Source organism: Roseateles sp. L2-2 (genome assembly GCF_050613215.1).
In the GTDB taxonomy this organism is placed as follows: Bacteria; Pseudomonadota; Gammaproteobacteria; order Burkholderiales; family Burkholderiaceae_C; genus Roseateles; species Roseateles noduli.
This window is the reverse complement of the sequence record NZ_CP192509.1, coordinates 5244207-5262291: the sequence shown is the minus strand read 5'-3', so window position 1 is coordinate 5262291 and position 18085 is coordinate 5244207. Positions and strand designations below refer to the sequence as shown.

Genomic DNA, 18085 nt, shown 5'->3' with positions numbered 1-18085 from the left:
GTCCTTGTCCGGGACGCTCATGGCTTGTCCAACGCCGAACGCGGGCCGCCCAGGCTGCGTTCGATCGCCTTCAGCGCTTCCAGCTTGCGGTTCGCGTCGTCCAGGCGGCGCTGCAGGTCCTCGCGGGCCAGGCGGCCCTTGTCGAGCTCGCCTTCCATCCGGCGCTGCTCGGCGACGCGGTCGACGAGGAACTGGGCCATCGGGCGCCATTCGTCGGCTTCGGGGCGCGCGTCGCGCAGGACCTGGTCGAGCAACGTCTGGGCGCGGAAAGTCTCGCCGTTGGCGTGGCTGAACATCAGCGCGAGCGCGAGCTGCACGGCGGTGCCGGGCGGCAGCGAGGCGTCGTCGCGCGGGGCGACTTCCTGCGCGAGCTCCAGCGGGCTCATCTGGCGCAGCCGGTCGTTGAGGTTGAGCACGATGCGCGCGGCGTTGTCGGTCGGCGCGACGACAGGCACCTGCACCGGCACCTGGACGCGCACTTCCTTGATGACGGTCTTGGGCGGCTGCTGGGCGCAGCCGGTGGCCAGCAGCGCGATGATCGTGGCGGCGGCGAACGGGAGGGCCCGGGCGGCGGACGTCATGCGTTCGAGGACTTCAGGAACCGGGGCGTGTGGGCGCATGGCAGCGTGATTCTGAAATGGGCGCCTTGGTCGGCGGGCAGCAGGTCGATGTGACCGCCGTGGGCGGCGATGTATTCGGTGACGATGGACAGGCCGATGCCGGTGCCCTTGAGCGCGTCGTCGGGTTGGCGTTCGCCGCGGTAGAAGGGTTCGAAGATGCGGGCCTGGTCCGTCGGCGCGACGCCGGGGCCGTTGTCGCGCAGGTCGATGGTGAGCTGGCCGCCCTGGCGCGCGAGGGCGATGTCCACGCGCCCCCCGGGCGGGGCGAAGCGTATCGCATTGGAGAGGAGGTTGCCGACGGCGGCCGCGATCTTGGCCGGGTCGACCTCCGCCTCGAGCGGTCCGCCGGAGAGGCTCACTTGCAATCCGCGTGCCTGCCATTGCAGCCGCTGGTGGTCGATCGTGCCCTGGATCAGGGACATGAGCTCGGTGCGCTGCGGCTTGAGGTCGCGCGCCTCGAAGGCGGCGGCGTTGAAGCGCAGCAGGTCCTCGATCTGGCGCTGCAGCACGGCGGTGTTGTCGCGCAGGATGCGGGTCACCTCCTTCTGCTTCTCGTTGAGCGGGCCGGCGACCTCGTCCTCCAGCAGTGCGGTGCCTTCGCGCAGGGCGGCCAGCGGGGTCTTGAGCTCGTGCGAGACGTGCCGCAGGAAACGCGCCTTGTCGGCATCGAGCTCGGCCAGCCGCAGCCGCAGCCAGTCCAGGCGCTGGCCGATGACGCGCAGGTCGGCGGGGCCGCGGATCTCGATGCGGTCGTCCAGGCGGTTCTCGCCCAGTCCCTTGATGGCGCGGGCGAGGTGGCGCAGCGGCCGGGTCAGGAAGATGCCGAACACCAGCGACAGCAGCGCGGCGATGCCGATGGCGCCCAGCACCTGCTGGCCGAGCAGCACGCGGCCGTTCTCCAGCTTGTCCTGCAGCACGCGGTTGCTGGTCTCGGCGTGCTTGCGCACGTCGTCGGCGAGGCCGCCGGTCAGGCCGCCCAGTTCGCGGAAGCGCGTCATCAGGTCGGTCTCGCGCTTGCGGGGGTTGGCGCCGCGGGGCGTGTCCATCAGCGCGCGGATCTCGTCGAGCTTGGTTTTCCACGCGTCCAGCGGCGCGGGGGCCAGGCCTTGCGTGCGCAGCAGGCCGAGCAGGCGTTCGGCGTCGTCGGCGTCCTCCGCAAAGCGCTGGCGGAGCACGTGGTCCTCCAGGACGGCGTACTGCCGGGCGGCGCGTTCCATGCTGACGCCGCGGTCGCCGAGCTGCTGGACCTCGGCGCTCATGCGCGCGGCGCGCACGACGGCCTCGCGGCTCTGCACGGTCAGGCGTTCGAGCGTCAGCAGGCCGCCCAGCGACGCGGCGGCGAGCAGGCCGGCGATCGACAGGAAGCCGATCAGCAGCATCTGGCGGAAGGAAATGCGGTTCAGCATCGGGCGGCATGTTAGCCGTCGCCCCGGGACGCCCGCCGGACGGATACTTCGCCGGCCATGAATCTGCATCGTGTCGATCTCGTCTCGCTGTCGCTCTTCAGCCTGGTGGCCCGCACGGGCAGCATCAGCAAGGGGGCGGCACTGGCTGCGCTGGCGGTGGGCGCCGCGAGCAAGCGCCTGAGCGACCTGGAGCATTCGCTGGGCACGACGCTGCTGGAGCGCCATTCGCGCGGCGTCACGCTGACGGCGGCGGGCCTTGCGCTGCAGCAGCATGCACAGCGCATCCTGAGCGACGTGGACCAGATGACGGCCGACCTGTCCGACTACGCGTCCGGCCTGACCGGCGTCGTGCGCCTGTGGGCCAACACCTCGGCGGTGACGCAGTTCCTGCCGGAGCAGGTGTCGGCCTTCGTGCGCGACAACCCGCGCATCCGGATCGAGCTCGAAGAGGCGGACAGCCATGAGATCGTCGTGGCGGTGCTGGACGGACGCGCGGACCTGGGCATCTTCGCGGACCGCACGCCGGCGCTGGGCCTGCACGTCCTGAACTACCGGCACGACCGGCTGGTGCTGGTGGCGCCGGTCGGACATCCGCTGACGAAACGCAGGACGGTGCGCTGGGAGCAGGCCGTCGAACACGACTTCGTGACGCTGGCGAAGGCGACCTCGCTGCAGAAGCGCCTGGAGATGGAGACCGAGAAGCTCGGCCGACGCCTGAAGAACCGCATCCAGGTCCGCAGCTTCGACGCGATGTGCCGCATGGTGGCTGCAGGCATGGGCATCGCCGTGCTGCCGGACGTGGCGGTCGAACCGCTGCTCAAGCCGCTGAACCTGCGACGCGTGGGGCTCGACGAGACCTGGTCCGACCGCACGCTGCTCATCGGGGTGCGCGACCTGGATGCGCTCCCGAGGCATGTGCGGGTGTTCATCGATCACCTGTGCTTGTAGTCACCGCTCGGCGTTTCCCTTACTCCCTCTCCCGCTTGCGGGAGAGGGCAGGGGTGAGGGCCAGCGGCGGTGGAAGTACCAAAGCCTTCTTGCTGACTGCCCAGACCGCGCGCGCTGCGCGCGCCCCTCACCCCCACCCTCTCCCGCAAGCGGGAGAGGGAGCAAGAACAGACGCGAGTAGGTTCGCCCAGCTGACCTAGGTGGCAACCCCAGCCCGCTTTCGCGATCCGTGAAAGCTGGCGCCGTCACTCCGGCATTCCCACCGGAGGCGGTCCTTCCCAGAATCCGTCTCCATTACAAGGAGACATTGAGCCATGGAAGGTCTGCAGGCCCTGCACGGGTTGCGCATCGTCGAGATGGGGCAACTCATCGCCGGTCCGTTCGCCGGGAAGACGCTCGGCGACTTCGGCGCCGACGTCGTGAAGATCGAAGCCCCCGGCAGCGGCGACCCGCTGCGCAACTGGCGCATGATCCAGGACGGCACCTCCGTCTGGTGGCAGGTCCAGTCGCGCAACAAGCGCTCCATCGCCCTCGACCTCCGCCAGAAGGACGGCCAGGACGTCGCCCGCGCGTTGATCGCCGAGGCCGACGTCCTGATCGAGAACTTCAGACCTGGCACCCTCGAAGGCTGGGGCATGTCCTACGAGGAACTCGCGAAGACCAACCCCGGCCTGATCATGCTGCGCATCAGCGGCTACGGACAGACGGGACCCTATCGCGACCTGCCCGGCTTCGGCGTGATCGGCGAAGCGATGGGCGGCCTGCGCCATCTGACCGGCGAACCCGGCCGCGTGCCCGTGCGCTGCGGCATCTCCATCGGCGACACGCTCGCCGCACTGCACGGCACCATCGGCGTGCTGACTGCCCTCTATCACCGCAAGGTCAACGGCGGCCGCGGCCAAGTCATCGACGTGGCGCTCACCGAAGCCGTGCTCAACGTCATGGAGAGCCTGGTCCCCGAGTACAGCGCCTTCGGCGCCGTGCGCGGCCCGGCCGGCTCCGCGCTGCCCGGCATCGCGCCGTCGAACGCGTATCCCTGCGCGGACGGCGTGGTGCTGATCGCGGGCAACGGCGATTCGATCTTCAAGCGGCTGATGCAGGTCATCGGCCGCGAGGACCTCGCCAACGACGAGGCGCTCGCCAACAACGCCGGCCGTGTCGCCCGCGTCGAGGAGATCGACGCCGCCATCGGCGCCTGGGCCGCGACGCGCACCGTCGAGGAAGTCCTCGCGCCGCTGGGCGAAGCCAGCGTGCCCGCCGGCCGCGTCTATACCGCCAAGGACATCGTCGAGGACCCGCACTTCCGCGCCCGCGACATGATCATCAAGCAGCAGACGCGCGACGGCCACGAGCTCGACGTGCCCGGCATCGTGCCCAAGCTGATGGGCACCCCCGGCGCCGTGCGCCGCCCCGCGCCGCGACTGGGCGGCGACACCGACGAGGTGTTGCGCGAGATCGGCCTCACCGACGAGCAGATCGCCGCGCTCCGCGACCGCAAGATCGTTTCCTGAAGGCTCCGTGATGACCGCTTCCTCTTCTTCCTCCGCATCCGGCGCCATCGCGGGCGCCACTGCCCGCGTGCCTTCCGACGTCTGGACCGGCGCCGGCCGGCGCATCTTCATGCAGGACGTCGGCACCCGCGACGGCCTGCAGGCCGAGACCACCTTCGTGCCGACCGCCGACAAGATCGCGCTGGTCGACGCGTTGTCCGAGGCGGGCCTGGCCAAGGTCGAAGTCACGGCCTTCGTCTCGCCGAAGGCCATCCCCGTGCTGGCCGACGCCTCCGAGGTGATGGCCGGCATCGTCCGCAAGCCGGGCGTGATCTACACGGTGCTGGTGCCCAACGTCCGCGGCGCGGAGCGCGCCATCGAGGCCCGCGCCGACGAGCTCAACCTGGTGATGTCCGCCAGCGAGAGCCACAACCTGTCCAACCTGCGGATGACGCGCGAGCAGTCCTTCGCCGGGCTGGCCGAGGTTGCCGCGATGGCGCACCAGGCCGGCATCGCGGTGAACGTGTCGCTGTCGTGCTCCTTCGGCTGCCCGATGGAGGGCGACGTCCCGTTCGAGACGGTGCTGGGCTGGTGCGGCCACTTCCTCGAGGACCTGGGCGCCCGCGGCGTGACGCTGTGCGACACGACCGGCATGGCCTACCCGACGCAGGTCGTCGCGCTGGTGCGCGCCTTCCGCGAGCGCTGGCCCGAGGCCCAGCTCACGCTGCACTTCCACAACACGCGCGGCATGGGCCTGGCCAACGTGATCGCGGCGATCGACGCCGGTGCGGACCGTTTCGACGCATCGCTGGGCGGCATCGGCGGCTGTCCGTACGCGCCGGGCGCGACGGGCAACGTCTGCACCGAGGAGATCGTCCATGCGCTGCAGTGCATGGGCTGCGACACCGGCGTGGACCTGGAGCGCCTGATCGCCGCGGCCAAGCGTCTGCCCCCGCTCATCGGCCATCCGGTGCCCAGCCAGATCGTCAGCGCCGGCCGCCGGCTGGACCTGCACCCGCGGCCGCGCGATTTCGACGCGATCCGCGAACGCGCGCTCGCCCGCGACGCCTGAACCCTTTCCCGCCTCACCCCAACGACAACGCCGCCACGAGCGGCTTCCCCGGAGACAAGACCATGAACCGAATCCGCCGCCGCCTCGCCGTGGCCGCTCCCGCCGTAGCGCTGATCGCCACGGCCGCCGCCGCGCTGGCCCCGATGACCGCCGCGCACGCGCAGTCCTATCCGAACAAGCCGATCACGATGCTGGTGGGCGCCGCGCCCGGCGGCACCACCGACATCGCCGCGCGCATGCTGGCCGAGCCGTTGGGCAAGGCGCTGGGACAGACGGTGGTGGTGGACAACCGCTCCGGCGCCAGCGGCGCGCTGGCCGCCGTCGCGACCAAGCGCGCGGAGCCCGACGGCTACACCATCCTGATGCAGTACTCCGGCTACCACGTGATCACGCCGCACATCCAGAAGGGCGCGTGGGAGCTGAAGGACCTGCGCCCGGTCGCCAACGTGCTGACCGCGCCGCAGCTGATCGTCCTGCGTGAGGGCGTGCCCGCGAAGACCACCGCCGAGTTGATCGCCTACGCCAAGAAGAACCCCGGCAAGCTGTCGTTCGCGTCCTCGGGCAACGGCTCGCTGCAGCACGTCACCGGCGTGATGCTGGAGCAGCAGGCCGGCATCCAGATGATCCACGTGCCGTACAAGGGCACGGGCCCGGCGCTGCAGGATCTGCTGGGCGGCCAGGTCGACCTGACCTTCGGCACGCCGCCGCCGTTCATGCCCTTCATCGCGGCGGGCAAGCTGCGCGCGGTCGCGGTGACGGGCAAGGAGCGTCTGTCCTCGCTGCCCGACGTGCCGACCGCCACGCAGGCCGGCCTGCCCAACCTGGACGCGGGCTCGTGGTTCGCCGTGTTCGCGCCGGCCAAGACGCCGCAGGCAGTCGTCGACAAGCTGACCAGCGAGATCCAGAAGATCATGGCCACGCCCGAGTTCAAGAAGAAGGCGGCGGAGCTGGGCGCCACCGCGGACTACATGAACCCGCAGCAGCTGCAGGCGCATTCGGACGCGGAGTTCCAGCGCTGGGGCAAGGTGATCTCGTCGGCGAAGATCCAGGCGGATTGAGGCGGCGTGACGCGGCTTGATCCAGCCTGAGTCCAGCCTGAGGGGAGGGCGTCGCCCAGCACTCCCCCCATGAGGGTTCATGAGGCGGTGAAGCTGTGCCGGTTCGTTGACGGGAAGTCCGGACCGGCGCCCGCCCAGGACGGAAGTTCCTGCTCCGGCAGGAAGCGCAAGACCGTATCCGTCGATGCGGCGGGCGGCATGGCGGCGACGTAGTCGCTCAGCAGGGCGGCCTGCAGCTTGAACGTCCCCGCCGTGACGCGCCCCTGCGCGTCCGTCGTCAGGTTCGGGACGCGGAGACGACTGTCCGCGCGCTCGTCGATCGACCAGTCGAACGATGATGGCGTGCCGAAGGCGTCCTGCGCGGCCATCATGTCCAGCAGATTGTTGTTGTTGAGCCTGCCGAACGCCCAGCCTCCCGCATCGCCACGCAGGCGGACCATCAGCGCCGCGTCCTGCGGCGCCTTGGCGGCGTCGTTGCCCGGGGCGTCCGGATCGAAGAACCCGGACAGCCGTTCCTCGTCCCAGCCGTCGCTGCTGCGGGCGACCAGATCGCCGCCGTCGCGCTGCAGGGCCATCCTGCCCGCGTGCAGCGTCAGGATCGGCGTGTCCAGCCACTGGTGTGTCGTGGGCAGCGGCTGTCCGCTGCCGGAACGGTGCAGGAGGACCGTCAGTCGCGGATCCGCGATGAGGGCGTGCCCCGACGCGTGATCGCCGACCCGCAAGGCGTCGCGGACGCGGATCAACGGTGAGGACGGGCGAGCCGCGTCGAACAGCAGCAGGTCGCGGCCGTTGAACGCGGAACGGAGGTCGGCGTCCGTCCCTTCGTCCACATGCAGACGGCGACGCGCGTCATCGCCTTCCGGCAGGATGACGACCTCATCGACCCCCTGCATCCCGAGGGCCGCCGAGAGGTCGACGTCTCGACCGTTGCCCTGGAGCAGGATGCGGCGGGGCGATGTCGAGAGGAAGTTCAGCGACTGCACGTCGCCGGCATCGATGCCGTGGCGCCGGCCCAGATGGAACATCGTGTTCAGATGTTCCTTCAATGAGACGAGCAGCATGCGTCCCCGCTGCTCGAAGCGGTTGCCCTCGAGATCGACGAGGGTCTGCGCCTCTCCGGCGATGCTGAACGATGCGTAGGGGCGGCGGGCGACCGGGCCGTCCGCGGTACTGACGTCGGACGGGTCCGGCGCGACATGGAAGACCGACAGGGGATCCTCCGGCGAGCGGGAACCGCCTGGCCCCTGCAGATCAAGACCGTCCAGCAGGCCCTGCGCGCGGAGATCGCCGATCAGCTGCGCCGGCGTCCAGGCGTCGCGGTGCGCCATCCATCGGCTGACCCAGTCAGCCCCTGCATCGGTCAGCTGCAGCGCATTGCGCTCGAACACGCCGGTGTCCCAGTTCAAGGTGAAACTGACGGCCTTCACATGGTGGTTGCCCGCCCCCTGGACGACGGGTCGGCCCCACGGATCGATCGTCGCCGGGTCGGTCATCCGCAGCCAGCGATCCGCCCCGATCGGACTCATGGGATCGGGATCGTGGATCCACAGGTTCTGTTCTCCCCGCAGGACGGCACGGCCGCTGCCGAGGTCCACATAGCCGTCCAGCGGCACGTAGCGGCCTTGCGTATCCGGCGGCAGGTCCGTCGGCGTGATCTTCGCTTCGCCGGGACCCGGAGGTCCCCAGGCGAAGCCCCGTGCCGCCAACAGCACCATGCCCTCGGGCTGCTGCGGCAATGCCAGCGACGTCAATCCGCCTTCGCGTGCCGTCTTGCGCAGCGCGTGAAGGTGGGTGGCCGCTTCGACGAACGGGTCCTGGGGCGACGGGTTGCGCCCCACGTCGACGACCAGCGCGGCGCTCTGGCGACGCAAGTCCACGCGCACGCTCAGTGTCGGGAACCGGGTGTCGACGATCGCCACGGGCGCGTCGGGCATCGACTCGAACCGGAACGTCTGGCCGTCCAGGCGCAAGCCCGCCCCGGTGCCGGCCGCGTCGCCGTCGAGGAACTCGAAAGGCTTGCCGCCGTCGCTCAGCGCGCCGTCGAGGACGAAGGTCCATTGTTCGCCGGGGCGCCCGGAAGGGATGAGGGTGATCGGGGGACGGGCGAGGCCGTCGCCGGGCAGCGCCAGCACGGTCGCTCCGCCGCCGCCGACGATGCGGTAGTCGACCAGGGACGGATCCATCGGATGGATCGTCCGATCCGCCACGCCGTCGTTGTTCTTGAAGGTGAAGGTCATGGCGTCGAGCTGCGTCCGCGATGGCAGCGCGAGCGTGCGCGTCGCGTCGTCCAGCACGACCGTGACCGTGTGGCGCCGATAGGCGTAGTGCCAGACATCGGCTGACCTGGCCATGCTCATCGAGGCGACGTAGTCGCCGATGAACCGGTCGCCGCTGCGCTGACGGAGGCGGTCCAGCAGGGCGTCGTCGAGCGTCGCGGCGCCCGGACGGCCATTGGAATAGGCTTCGAAGTCGATGTCGACCACGGGGGGCGCCGCCAGCAGCAGGATGTTCGCCGGGTCGCGTTGCGCCTGGGTGAGCGTCGCGACCGGGTCGGCCTGACGGCCGGGTTTCCACAGCATGGTCCACAGGTCCAGGTTCTCGCCGTGGCGCCAGAACGAGCCTTGCTTGTCGGCGTCGTCGTCGGAGAAGACGCTGAGTACCCGCCTGGCCGAGGACTGGCCGATGGTGGCGTTGGCGAAGCCGACCTCGCCACGGACGAAATCGATGCGATCGACGGGGGCCCACGGCGCGACGTGGAGCAGGCGGGACGGCGTCGACGAGCCCGGCGACCGGATCGGCTGCAAGGGCGTGTCGTAGCCGGCGTCGATCCTGTGCAGCGGCTGCAGGTTGTGCCTCAGGCGATCCTTCTCGGTGCCGACGGCATGCACGAGGCCCGTGACGCCGATGGCGATCCCCGCGACCGGCGTGGCGAGGTCGGAGAGCACCGCGCCCAGGGCGCCGACGCCCGCCAGACCGGCCACCGTACCGCCTCCCATCAGGAGCAGGCCGGCGCCGTCGAATCCGAGCTGGACGCCGGCGGCGGTGACGGCGGAAGCGTCCGTCGAATCGACGGCGTCGATCAGGGTGGCGACGTCCATCCCCACCATGGCGCCCTGAGCCAGGGCGCCCAGGCCGCGCAGTCCCCGCGCCAGCGCGCGTCCGGCCTGAGCCACGCCGGAGGCGACGGCCGGATCGGCGCTTCGCATCGCCGCATGGACCATCTCCGCCAGCGTCGTGACGTCCGCCGTCAGGAAGGCGCCGCCCTGGGACAGGCCGATGTACATCAAGGCGGCCTGATGGGCCGTGCCGCCGCGCGATTGCCGCGACAGTTGACTGAACGCCAGGGCGAGCAGACCGATGTTGAGACCGTCGGGCGCCTCGGCGCCCAAGGGGTCGACGTACGCCGTCGCGCCGGCGCCCGAGGCCCCCTCGACCAGCCCGGACAGGCCCGTCATGTAGGCCGCCATGAGACGGGCGTCATCCGCGACGTCCAGGGCGCGCGTGGTCATCGCGCCGGAGCGTTCATCGAAGAAGCTCAGGTACGGGCGGCCGAGGTCGATGCGCGAGGGCATCAGATGGTGTCGGGCCGAGGGACGCAGGCGATCGGCGATGCGACCCGCGCGGCCGAGGATCGCGCATCCCTCGTTGCCGCCGGCGAAGTACTCCAGCACGGTCGTGTCCGCCTCGGTCTGGCCGGGTGCGGCGGGATACTTGTCGCGGCGTGCGACGCGGCCGGTCGCGGGATCGATGCTGTAGATCCAGGTCGTCTCGGGCGCATGCCGCTTCAACGGCGCGCCGTCGAAGCGAAAGGTCTTCCGCGCGAGCCTGGGGCGGATGAACACCCTCGGCGCCAGCAGCAGGAATCTGGTGCTCAAGCTGAGGATGTCCGAGTACGCCGTCACCTGCGCGCGCGGTGTCAAGACGCCCTGTTCGATGCCGGCATTGAGCAGCAGCTCCGCATAGGAGTCGCGGACGGCGGGCGTCTCCAGCGCGCAGGAGATCAGGGTGACCGCGCCGGCCGGTCGGGAGAGGCCCAGCGCGTCCAGCGCGTTCTTCACGCGCCCGACGAGTTCGGACGGGGCATAGTGGGACAGTTCCCGGGCGCCTGACTCTCCCAGATGGCCGTGACCGGCAATCTCGAGCTTCACCTGGTGGTCAGGCGCCAGTCGCGCGAGCACGGCCTCGCCGGCCACGATGCGCTGACCGCCCTGCCGGTCGATCTGGATCCAGACGGCCTCGTCGGGATAGCGGTATCGGGTCAGCCAGGACTCGGCGCCGTCCGCTTCCATCTGCAGGTAAAGGCGCAACGTGCGGACCGTCGCCGCGCGCACGCGAGGCTCAAGGAATCGGTAGGCGCTGGCGTCCCACCACTGATCGACGGGTGTTTTATCGGGAGAACGGCTGACGACCGTCGCCGACAGCACCTCCTGGATGGCCGGGCGATCGGCGAGCCAGGCCCCCGTGGTCGATTTCCGGGCGACGACCAGGCGGCCGACCCGGATCGCGTCGCCGTCCAGGCTGACATCGAGCCGGTGGACGGGCCGCCGGGCGAGGAAGAATCGACCCAGGACGAAGTCGCGCAGCAGTTGGAACTGCTTGTCCTGGGCGGCGAGTTCCCCTGTCGAGTGGGTCGCGGGCAAGGGGGCGACGTGAAGGTCGGCCGTGGACTCGCGGGGCCCGGATGCGAACGACCAACGTCCGGCCTCCCGCTCCGCGGGCGTCGGGTCGATCGGCTTCAGCGATTGCTCGAGCAGTTCCGAGGCGGCGATGGGTGTCTTGTTCCCGCCTGTCGCACCCAAGGCGGAGCGCAAGGCCGGCCCATCCGGCGCCTGTGGTGATCCCGGGACCGAGTCCGAATCGATCAGTCGAGGAAGCGGGACCACGCCGAGACCTGCCAGGCGCCGCTGTGCCCGGTACGCGGCCCGGAGCGACTCGAACTCCGCAGCCTGCGCCGGCGACCTGGACTGCCAAAGGGGGCGTGCACGCGCGACATCGATGGTGAACGGTTGCTCGCAGAGCGTTGCCTTGAGCGCCTGGAGGCGCTCGCCCATGCCCGCGGTCGCCGAAGCGGGACTGGCCCGGATGGCGGAGGCCGTGGCCGCGCTGACCAGTTTCAGCAGCATGCCTTCGGACAGCGGCAGGATCACCTGGGTGGGTTGGGCCCGGGACAGGGACAGGGACAGTGTGTTGTCCGATGTGAATCGACACACCCGCGGCTTCTTGTCGCCGCTCTCGCGCAGCCGCAGCATGCTGTCGAGCATTCGCGCCGCGATTGCGACGTGGGAGAAATCGCCGCTGCGGACGGCGGTCATGATCGAGTCGACCACGGGTGTCAACAGCGCCGTCCACATGTCGCGGAAGTTTTCCGATGGCAAGCCGGCGACCGGCGGCATTTCGCGCATCGTGAAGTCGATGGCCCAGCTCACGAGCGCGTCCTTCGTGCCGTCGGCGAAGCTGATCCCGTCGGGCGGCGTGCCGTCGCCGCGGGGCAGGTGTTCGCGCGCGAACAGCAGCAGCAGTCCGCCGTGCGGATCGAGTGCGGTATCAGGCAGGGACCGCTTGACAGGCTCCACCCGGGGCAGGGCATCGAGCAGACGTGACAGGATCGGGGAGCTGGCGGGCATGGCGGGCTCGGTCGTTGTGGAGCCCCTTCAGTGCCCTCGAGGGCGTCAGGTCTTGCCCGATGTCCTTGCGACGCTCAAAAGAAATCCTGTCTCGATCGTCGATCCGATGGACCTCAGATCGCCACCAAGCCCCGGATCTCCGCCGTCTGCATGTCCGCGTTGTTCCCCCGGGCAATGACGCTGCCGCGTTCGAGCACGAGGAACTCGTCGGCCAGTTCCGCCGCGAAGTCGTAGTACTGCTCGCACAGCAGGATCGCGACCGGATGGCCGTCGAGGCCCTCGTCGGCCAGGCGTCGGATGACGCGGCCGATGTCCTTGATGATGCTGGGCTGGATGCCTTCGGTGGGCTCGTCGAGGATCAGCAGCTTCGGCGACGCCGCCATCGCCCGCGCGATCGCGAGCTGCTGCTGCTGACCGCCGGAGAGGTCGCCGCCGCGTCGCCTGAGCATCTGCTTCAGCACCGGGAACAGCGTGTACAGGTGCTCCGGGACGGGCGTGCCGCCCGGCTTGCCCGCCAGGCCCATGCGCAGGTTCTCCTCGACGGTCAGGCGGGCGAAGATCTCGCGCCCCTGCGGCACGTAGCCGATGCCCGCCCGCGCGCGCTGGTACGGCGTCGCGCGCGTGATGTCCGCACCGGCCAGCATGACGCTGCCCGCGCGGATGGGCACCAGGCCCATCAGGCTCTTCAGCAGGCTGGTCTTGCCGACGCCGTTGCGGCCGAGCAGCACCGTGATGCGGCCCGGCGACGCGCTCACCGACACGTCGCGCAGGATGTGCGAACCGCCGTAGTACTGTTGAATGGACTCAGCGATGAGCATGGAAAGGCATCTCGTCGTTATCAAACCAAGCGGACCCCATGGAGCCGGCTCTGCCGGGCCATCGGGGGCGCCCCCTTGAGGGGGCCGGCGAAGCCGGTAGGGGGGTGGGCCCTATCTCCCAAGGTACACCTCGATCACACGTTCATCGGCTTGCACTTGAGCGAGCGTGCCCTCGGCCAGCACCGAGCCCTCGGCCAGCACCGTCACCTTCTCCGCGATCCGGTCGACGAAGCCCATGTCGTGCTCGACGACGATGATGCTGTGCTTGCCCTTCAGCGTCAGGATCAGCTCCGCGGTGCGTTCGGTCTCCTGGTCGGTCATGCCGGCCACCGGCTCGTCCAGCAGCAGCAGCTTCGGGTCCTGCACCAGCAGCATGCCGATCTCCAGCCACTGCTTCTGTCCGTGGCTCAGCAGGCCGGCCGGGCGCGTCATCTGGTCGTCGAGGCGGATCAGCGTCAGCACCTCCGCCAGCCGGTCCCGCTGCGCGCCGCTGAGCACGCCCCACAGCGACGCCCGCAGCGCGCGCGAGCCCTGCAGCGCGAGTTCGAGGTTCTCGTAGACGCTGAGCGCCTCGAACACCGTCGGGCGCTGGAACTTGCGGCCGATGCCGAGCTGCGCGATCTCGGCCTCGCTGTGGCGCAGCAGGTCGATCGTTCCGCCGAAGAACACCGTGCCGGAGTCGGGCCGGGTCTTGCCGGTGATGATGTCCATCATCGTGGTCTTGCCCGCGCCGTTCGGTCCGATGATGCAGCGCAGCTCGCCGGGCGCGATGTCGATGGACAGGCCGTTGATCGCGCGGAAACCGTCGAAGCTGACGGACACGTCCTCCAGGTACAGGATGCGGCCGTGCGCCAGGTCCAGCTGGCCCGGCAGCACGACGCGGCCGTAGCCGGGACCGCTGGCGGCGCGCAAGCGCTCCTGGCCTTGTTCGAGCAGGTCGGGGCTCATGCCTTCGTCTCCACGGTCTTCTTGCCGAACTTGCGCCTGACCAGTCCCGCGATGCCGTCCGGCATGAACAGCGTGACCGCGACGAACAGCGCGCCCAGCAGGTACAGCCAGTACTCGGGCGCGAACTGGGTCAGCCAGCTCTTCGCGCCGTTGACGGCGAAGGCGCCGACGATCGGACCGACCAGCGTGCCGCGTCCGCCGACCGCGGCCCAGACGGCGATCTCGATCGAGTTGGCGACGCTCATCTCGCCGGGGTTGATGATGCCGACCTGCGGCACGTACAGCGCGCCGGCCAGGCCGCAGATCAGCGCCGACAGCACCCACGCGGCCAGCTTGTAGGGCAGCGGCGAGTAGCCGCAGAACATCAGCCGCGACTCCGCGTCGCGCACCGCGCTCAGCACGCGACCGAACTTCGCGCGCGTCAGCCAGCGCAGGCCGAGATAGCAAGCGACCAGCGCGACCGCGCTCAGCACGAACAGCGTCATGCGCATGCCGGGCGTGGTGATCGACAAGCCCAGCAGGCGCTTGAAGTCGGTGAAGCCGTTGTTGCCGCCGAAGCCGCTCTCGTTGCGGAAGAAGAACAGCATCGCGGCGTAGGTCATCGCCTGCGTGATGATCGAGAAGTACACGCCCTTGATGCGCGAGCGGAACGCGAAGAAGCCGAAGACGAAGGCGATGCCGCCGGGGACGAGCAGCACCAGCAGCATCGTCGCGAGGAAGCTGTCGCTGAAGGCCCAGTGCCAGGGCAGTTCCTTCCAGTCGAGGAACACCATGAAGTCCGGCAGCGTGCTGCGGTACTGGCCGTCGGTGCCGATCTGGCGCATCAGGTACATGCCCATCGCGTAGCCGCCCAGCGCGAAGTACAGCCCGTGGCCCAGCGAGAGGATGCCCGCGAAGCCCCAGATCAGGTCCATCGCCAGCGCGCACATCGCGTAGCAGCAGAACTTGCCGAGCAGGCTGATCCAGTAGCCGTCGACATGCAGCGCATGGCCCGCGGGCACCAGCAGGTTCAGCGACGGAAGCAGCACGCAGGCGACGGTCAGCGCGGCCAGCACGGCGATCCAGCCGGTGCGGCCGAGCAGGGCGGGACGTTGCGGCAGCAGCAGCGTCACGGGGGGCGCCGCATGCGATGTGGCGGAAGCGGAAGACGTCGCGGTCATGAGGGGATCCCTGCGCATTCAGGACTCCTGCGCGCGGCCCTTGACCGCGAACAGGCCCTGCGGCCGCTTCTGGATGAAGACGATGATGAAGAGCAGCACGGCGATCTTGGCGAGCACGGCGCCCACGACACCTTCCAGCGCCTTGTTGGCCAGGCCCAGTCCGAGCGCCGCGAGCACCGTGCCGGCGAGCTGTCCGACGCCGCCCAGCACGACGACCATGAAGGCGTCGACGATGTAGCTCTGGCCGAGGTCCGGGCCGACGTTGCCGACCTGGCTGAGCGCGCAGCCGGCCAGGCCCGCGAGTCCGGAGCCGAGCGCGAAGGCGTAGGTGTCGACGCGCGCGGTGGGCACGCCCATGCAGGAAGCGATCGGGCGGTTCTGCGTGACGGCGCGGACGAACAGGCCCAGCCGCGTGCGCGCGATCAGCAGCGACATGCCGCCCAGCACGACGAGCGCGAAGACGATGATGACGAGCCGGTTCGCCGGCAGGGCCAGTCCCGGCAGAAGCGCGAGTGAACCGCCCATCCACGACGGGCTTTCCACCGCGACGTTCTGCGCGCCGAAGAGCGAGCGGACCGCCTGCATCAGCACGAGGCTCAGCCCCCAGGTGGCGAGCAGCGTCTCCAGCGGCCGGCCGTAGAGCCAGCGGATGACGGTGCGCTCCAGCGCCGCGCCGACCAGCGCGGAGGCGAGGAAAGCGGCGGGCATGGCGACGATCAGGTAGGCGTCGAACCAGCCCGGCAGCCATTGGCGGAAGGCGACCTGCACCAGGTAGGTGGCGTAGGCGCCGATCATCATCAGCTCGCCGTGCGCCATGTTGATGACGCCCATCAGGCCGTAGGTGATGGCCAGGCCGAGCGCGACCAGCAGCAGGATGCTGGCCAGGCTGATGCCGGTGAACAGCGCGCCCAGACGTTCGCCCCAGGCGAGGGTGTCCTCGACGTCGCGCAGCGAGCGCTGCAGCGCGCGCTTGACGTCGGGGTCCTGCTCGTCGGACAGGCGTTGATTGAGCAGCAGCCGCGTCTCGGGGCTGTGCGATTCGCCGAGCAGCTTCGCGGCGGCCAGGCGCTTGGCGGCATCCGGGCTCGCGGCGAGCGCGGCGGCGCGGGCGAGCTTGAGCGCGTCGAGGACGGCGGCGTCCTGCTCCTTCGCGATCGCGGTCTCCAGCAGTGCGACGCGGGCGTCGTCGCCGCCGGCGTCCATCAGCGCCTTCGCGGCGGCGAGGCGTTCGGTCTTGTCGGCGCTCGACAGATGGAGCGCGGCGAGCGCGCCGTCGAGTTCGCCGCGCAGGCGGTTGTTGAGCATCACGTCCTCGAGCGAGGACTGGGCATCCGGCGTCAGCGTCACCGCCGCGCCGGTCGCGGCGTCGACGACGCCGTTGTCGGTCGCGATCAGCACGCGCTGATCGGGACCGAGCTTCACGCGTTCGTCCGCCAGCGCCTGCAGCAGCACGGCGGTGCGCGCGTCCGGCGCCGCGACGAGCTTGCCGAGCGCGGCGATGCGGTCATCGGTCTCGCCCTGCGCGACGGACAGCGCCTGCGGCTGCGTGAGCGCCTGCGCGAGCGGCGCGAGGCCGCTCAGCGCCAGGATCCATCCGAGGAGCAGGGCGCGCCGCATCACTTCTTCGCCGGCTCGTCGGGCTTGCCTTCATTCCCGGCGATGTACGGGCTCCACGGCTTGGCCTTGACCGGCGCGGGGGTCTTCCACACCACGTTGAACTGCCCGTCCGCGCGGATCTCGCCGATGAACACCGACTTGTGCAGGTGATGGTTCTTCTCGTCCATCTTGGACGTGATGCCCGACGGCGCGCTGAAGGTCTGGCCGGCCATCGCGGCGATCACCTTGTCGGTGTCGGTCGACTTGGCCTTCTCCACCGCCTGCTTCCACATGTTGATCCCGATGTAGGTGGCCTCCATCGGATCGTTGGTCAGCGGCTTGTCCTTGTGACCCGGCAGGTTCTTGGCCTTCGCATAGGTCGACCACTTCTTGATGAACGCGTCGTTGGTCGGATTCTTGATCGACATGAAGTAGTTCCACGCCGCCAGATGGCCGACCAGCGGCTTGGTGTCGACGCCGCGCAGCTCTTCCTCGCCGACGGAGAACGCCACCACCGGCACGTCCTTGGCCTTCAGCCCGGCGTTGCCCAGCTCCTTGTAGAACGGCACGTTGGAGTCGCCGTTGATCGTCGACACCACCGCCGTCTTCCCGCCGGCCGAGAACTTCTTGATGTCGGCGACGATGGTCTGGTAGTCGCTGTGGCCGAACGGGGTGTACTTCTCGTCGATGTCGGAGTCCTTCACGCCCTTGCTCTTCAGGTAGGCGCGCAGGATCTTGTTGGTGGTGCGGGGGTAGACGTAGTCGGTGCCCAGCAGCACCCAGCGCTTGGCGCCGCCGCCGTCCTTGCTCATCAGGTAGTCGACCGCGGGGATCGCCTGCTGGTTGGGCGCGGCGCCGGTGTAGAAGACGTTCTTGCTGAGTTCCTCGCCCTCGTACTGCACGGGGTAGAAGAGCAGGCCGTTGAGTTCCTCGACCACCGGCAGCACCGACTTGCGGGACACCGAGGTCCAGCAGCCGAAGATCACCGCGACCTTGTCCTGGGTCAGCAGCTGGCGGGTCTTCTCCGCGAACAGCGGCCAGTTGGAGGCCGGGTCGACGATCACCGGCTCCAGCTTCTTGCCCAGCACGCCGCCCTTGGCGTTGATCTCGTCGATGGCCATCAGGACGGTGTCCTTGAGCACCGTCTCCGAGATCGCCATGGTGCCCGACAGGCTGTGCAGCACGCCGACCTTGATGGTGTCGGCGGCGAAGGCGGGCAGGGCGGCGAGGTTCAGGCCGGTCAGCGCGCCGGCCACGGCCAGGGTCTTCAGGGCAAGGCGGCGCTGCGGGCGCGGGGATTTCGGGTGCGAGGACATGGGGAGCTCCGGTGGATGAAGGAAGACTT

Annotated in this window: 12 protein-coding genes; 4 read left to right on the top strand and 8 right to left on the bottom strand. The window is 69.8% G+C overall.

The genetic code is table 11. From position 1 onward, the window contains the following. Positions 1 to 17: 17 nt before the first annotated feature. Positions 18 to 581 carry a hypothetical protein gene (locus tag ACQZ13_RS23520; protein WP_431048317.1) on the bottom strand — a complete coding sequence of 188 codons (564 nt, stop codon included), beginning with the start codon at positions 579 to 581 and terminating at the stop codon, positions 18 to 20. Continuing rightward, positions 578 to 2026 (bottom strand): ATP-binding protein, encoded by a 1449-nt coding sequence (locus ACQZ13_RS23515; RefSeq protein WP_431048316.1) that lies wholly within the window; start codon positions 2024 to 2026, stop codon positions 578 to 580. Before ACQZ13_RS23515 ends, ACQZ13_RS23520 begins: the two co-directional genes overlap by 4 nt. Positions 2027 to 2083: 57 nt before the next feature. Between ACQZ13_RS23515 and ACQZ13_RS23510 the strand changes: the two genes are divergently transcribed. The 4 genes from ACQZ13_RS23510 (at position 2084) to ACQZ13_RS23495 (ending at position 6594) form a co-directional block, all read left to right on the top strand. Next, positions 2084 to 2974 carry a LysR substrate-binding domain-containing protein gene (locus ACQZ13_RS23510; RefSeq protein WP_431048315.1) on the top strand — a complete coding sequence of 297 codons (891 nt, stop codon included), beginning with the start codon at positions 2084 to 2086 and terminating at the stop codon, positions 2972 to 2974. A gap of 314 nt (positions 2975 to 3288) precedes the next feature. Further along, complete coding sequence (locus ACQZ13_RS23505; protein WP_431048314.1) at positions 3289 to 4485, top strand: CaiB/BaiF CoA transferase family protein; 1197 nt, start codon at positions 3289 to 3291, stop codon at positions 4483 to 4485. A 109-nt stretch (positions 4486 to 4594) separates the two neighbouring features. Further along, on the top strand, positions 4595 to 5536 hold the full coding sequence (locus tag ACQZ13_RS23500; RefSeq protein ID WP_431053366.1) for a hydroxymethylglutaryl-CoA lyase: 942 nt from the start codon (positions 4595 to 4597) through the stop codon (positions 5534 to 5536). Between the two features lie 62 nt (positions 5537 to 5598). Further along, positions 5599 to 6594, top strand: a complete 996-nt coding sequence (locus ACQZ13_RS23495) for a Bug family tripartite tricarboxylate transporter substrate binding protein (protein WP_431048313.1) — start codon at positions 5599 to 5601, stop codon at positions 6592 to 6594. 77 nt (positions 6595 to 6671) lie between these two features. Here ACQZ13_RS23495 and ACQZ13_RS23490 read toward each other — a convergent pair whose 3' ends face one another. The 6 genes from ACQZ13_RS23490 to urtA form a co-directional block, all read right to left on the bottom strand. Continuing rightward, complete coding sequence (locus ACQZ13_RS23490; RefSeq protein ID WP_431048312.1) at positions 6672 to 12218, bottom strand: TcdA/TcdB pore-forming domain-containing protein; 5547 nt, start codon at positions 12216 to 12218, stop codon at positions 6672 to 6674. Positions 12219 to 12331: 113 nt separating this feature from the next. After that, complete coding sequence (urtE, locus tag ACQZ13_RS23485) at positions 12332 to 13036, bottom strand: urea ABC transporter ATP-binding subunit UrtE (protein ID WP_431048311.1); 705 nt, start codon at positions 13034 to 13036, stop codon at positions 12332 to 12334. A 111-nt stretch (positions 13037 to 13147) separates the two neighbouring features. Further along, entirely contained in the window at positions 13148 to 13984 is an 837-nt protein-coding gene (gene urtD, locus ACQZ13_RS23480; protein ID WP_431048310.1) for an urea ABC transporter ATP-binding protein UrtD, read from the bottom strand. Further along, the gene (urtC, locus tag ACQZ13_RS23475; RefSeq protein WP_431048309.1) at positions 13981 to 15144 is read right to left on the bottom strand and encodes an urea ABC transporter permease subunit UrtC; all 1164 of its coding nucleotides are present in this window, start codon (positions 15142 to 15144) and stop codon (positions 13981 to 13983) included. The genes urtD and urtC overlap by 4 nt, the downstream gene beginning before the upstream one ends. Before the next feature lie 18 nt (positions 15145 to 15162). Next, positions 15163 to 16761 carry an urea ABC transporter permease subunit UrtB gene (gene urtB / locus ACQZ13_RS23470; RefSeq protein ID WP_431048308.1) on the bottom strand — a complete coding sequence of 533 codons (1599 nt, stop codon included), beginning with the start codon at positions 16759 to 16761 and terminating at the stop codon, positions 15163 to 15165. Further along, entirely contained in the window at positions 16761 to 18056 is a 1296-nt protein-coding gene (urtA, locus tag ACQZ13_RS23465; protein ID WP_431048307.1) for an urea ABC transporter substrate-binding protein, read from the bottom strand. Before urtA ends, urtB begins: the two co-directional genes overlap by 1 nt. Positions 18057 to 18085 lie beyond the last annotated feature (29 nt).

Excerpts from the sequence above, each read along its gene's own strand:
- ACQZ13_RS23495 (WP_431048313.1), top strand. The coding sequence starts at position 5,599 with ATGAACCGAATCCGCCGCCGCCTCGCCGTGGCCGCTCCCGCCGTAGCG.
- ACQZ13_RS23505 (WP_431048314.1), top strand. The coding sequence starts at position 3,289 with ATGGAAGGTCTGCAGGCCCTGCACGGGTTGCGCATCGTCGAGATGGGG.
- urtC (WP_431048309.1), bottom strand. The coding sequence starts at position 15,144 with ATGACCGCGACGTCTTCCGCTTCCGCCACATCGCATGCGGCGCCCCCC.
- ACQZ13_RS23490 (WP_431048312.1), bottom strand. The coding sequence starts at position 12,218 with ATGCCCGCCAGCTCCCCGATCCTGTCACGTCTGCTCGATGCCCTGCCC.
- urtE (WP_431048311.1), bottom strand. The coding sequence starts at position 13,036 with ATGCTCATCGCTGAGTCCATTCAACAGTACTACGGCGGTTCGCACATC.
- urtA (WP_431048307.1), bottom strand. The coding sequence starts at position 18,056 with ATGTCCTCGCACCCGAAATCCCCGCGCCCGCAGCGCCGCCTTGCCCTG.
- urtD (WP_431048310.1), bottom strand. The coding sequence starts at position 13,984 with ATGAGCCCCGACCTGCTCGAACAAGGCCAGGAGCGCTTGCGCGCCGCC.
- ACQZ13_RS23500 (WP_431053366.1), top strand. The coding sequence starts at position 4,595 with ATGCAGGACGTCGGCACCCGCGACGGCCTGCAGGCCGAGACCACCTTC.
- ACQZ13_RS23515 (WP_431048316.1), bottom strand. The coding sequence starts at position 2,026 with ATGCTGAACCGCATTTCCTTCCGCCAGATGCTGCTGATCGGCTTCCTG.
- urtB (WP_431048308.1), bottom strand. The coding sequence starts at position 16,761 with ATGCGGCGCGCCCTGCTCCTCGGATGGATCCTGGCGCTGAGCGGCCTC.
- ACQZ13_RS23510 (WP_431048315.1), top strand. The coding sequence starts at position 2,084 with ATGAATCTGCATCGTGTCGATCTCGTCTCGCTGTCGCTCTTCAGCCTG.
- ACQZ13_RS23520 (WP_431048317.1), bottom strand. The coding sequence starts at position 581 with ATGACGTCCGCCGCCCGGGCCCTCCCGTTCGCCGCCGCCACGATCATC.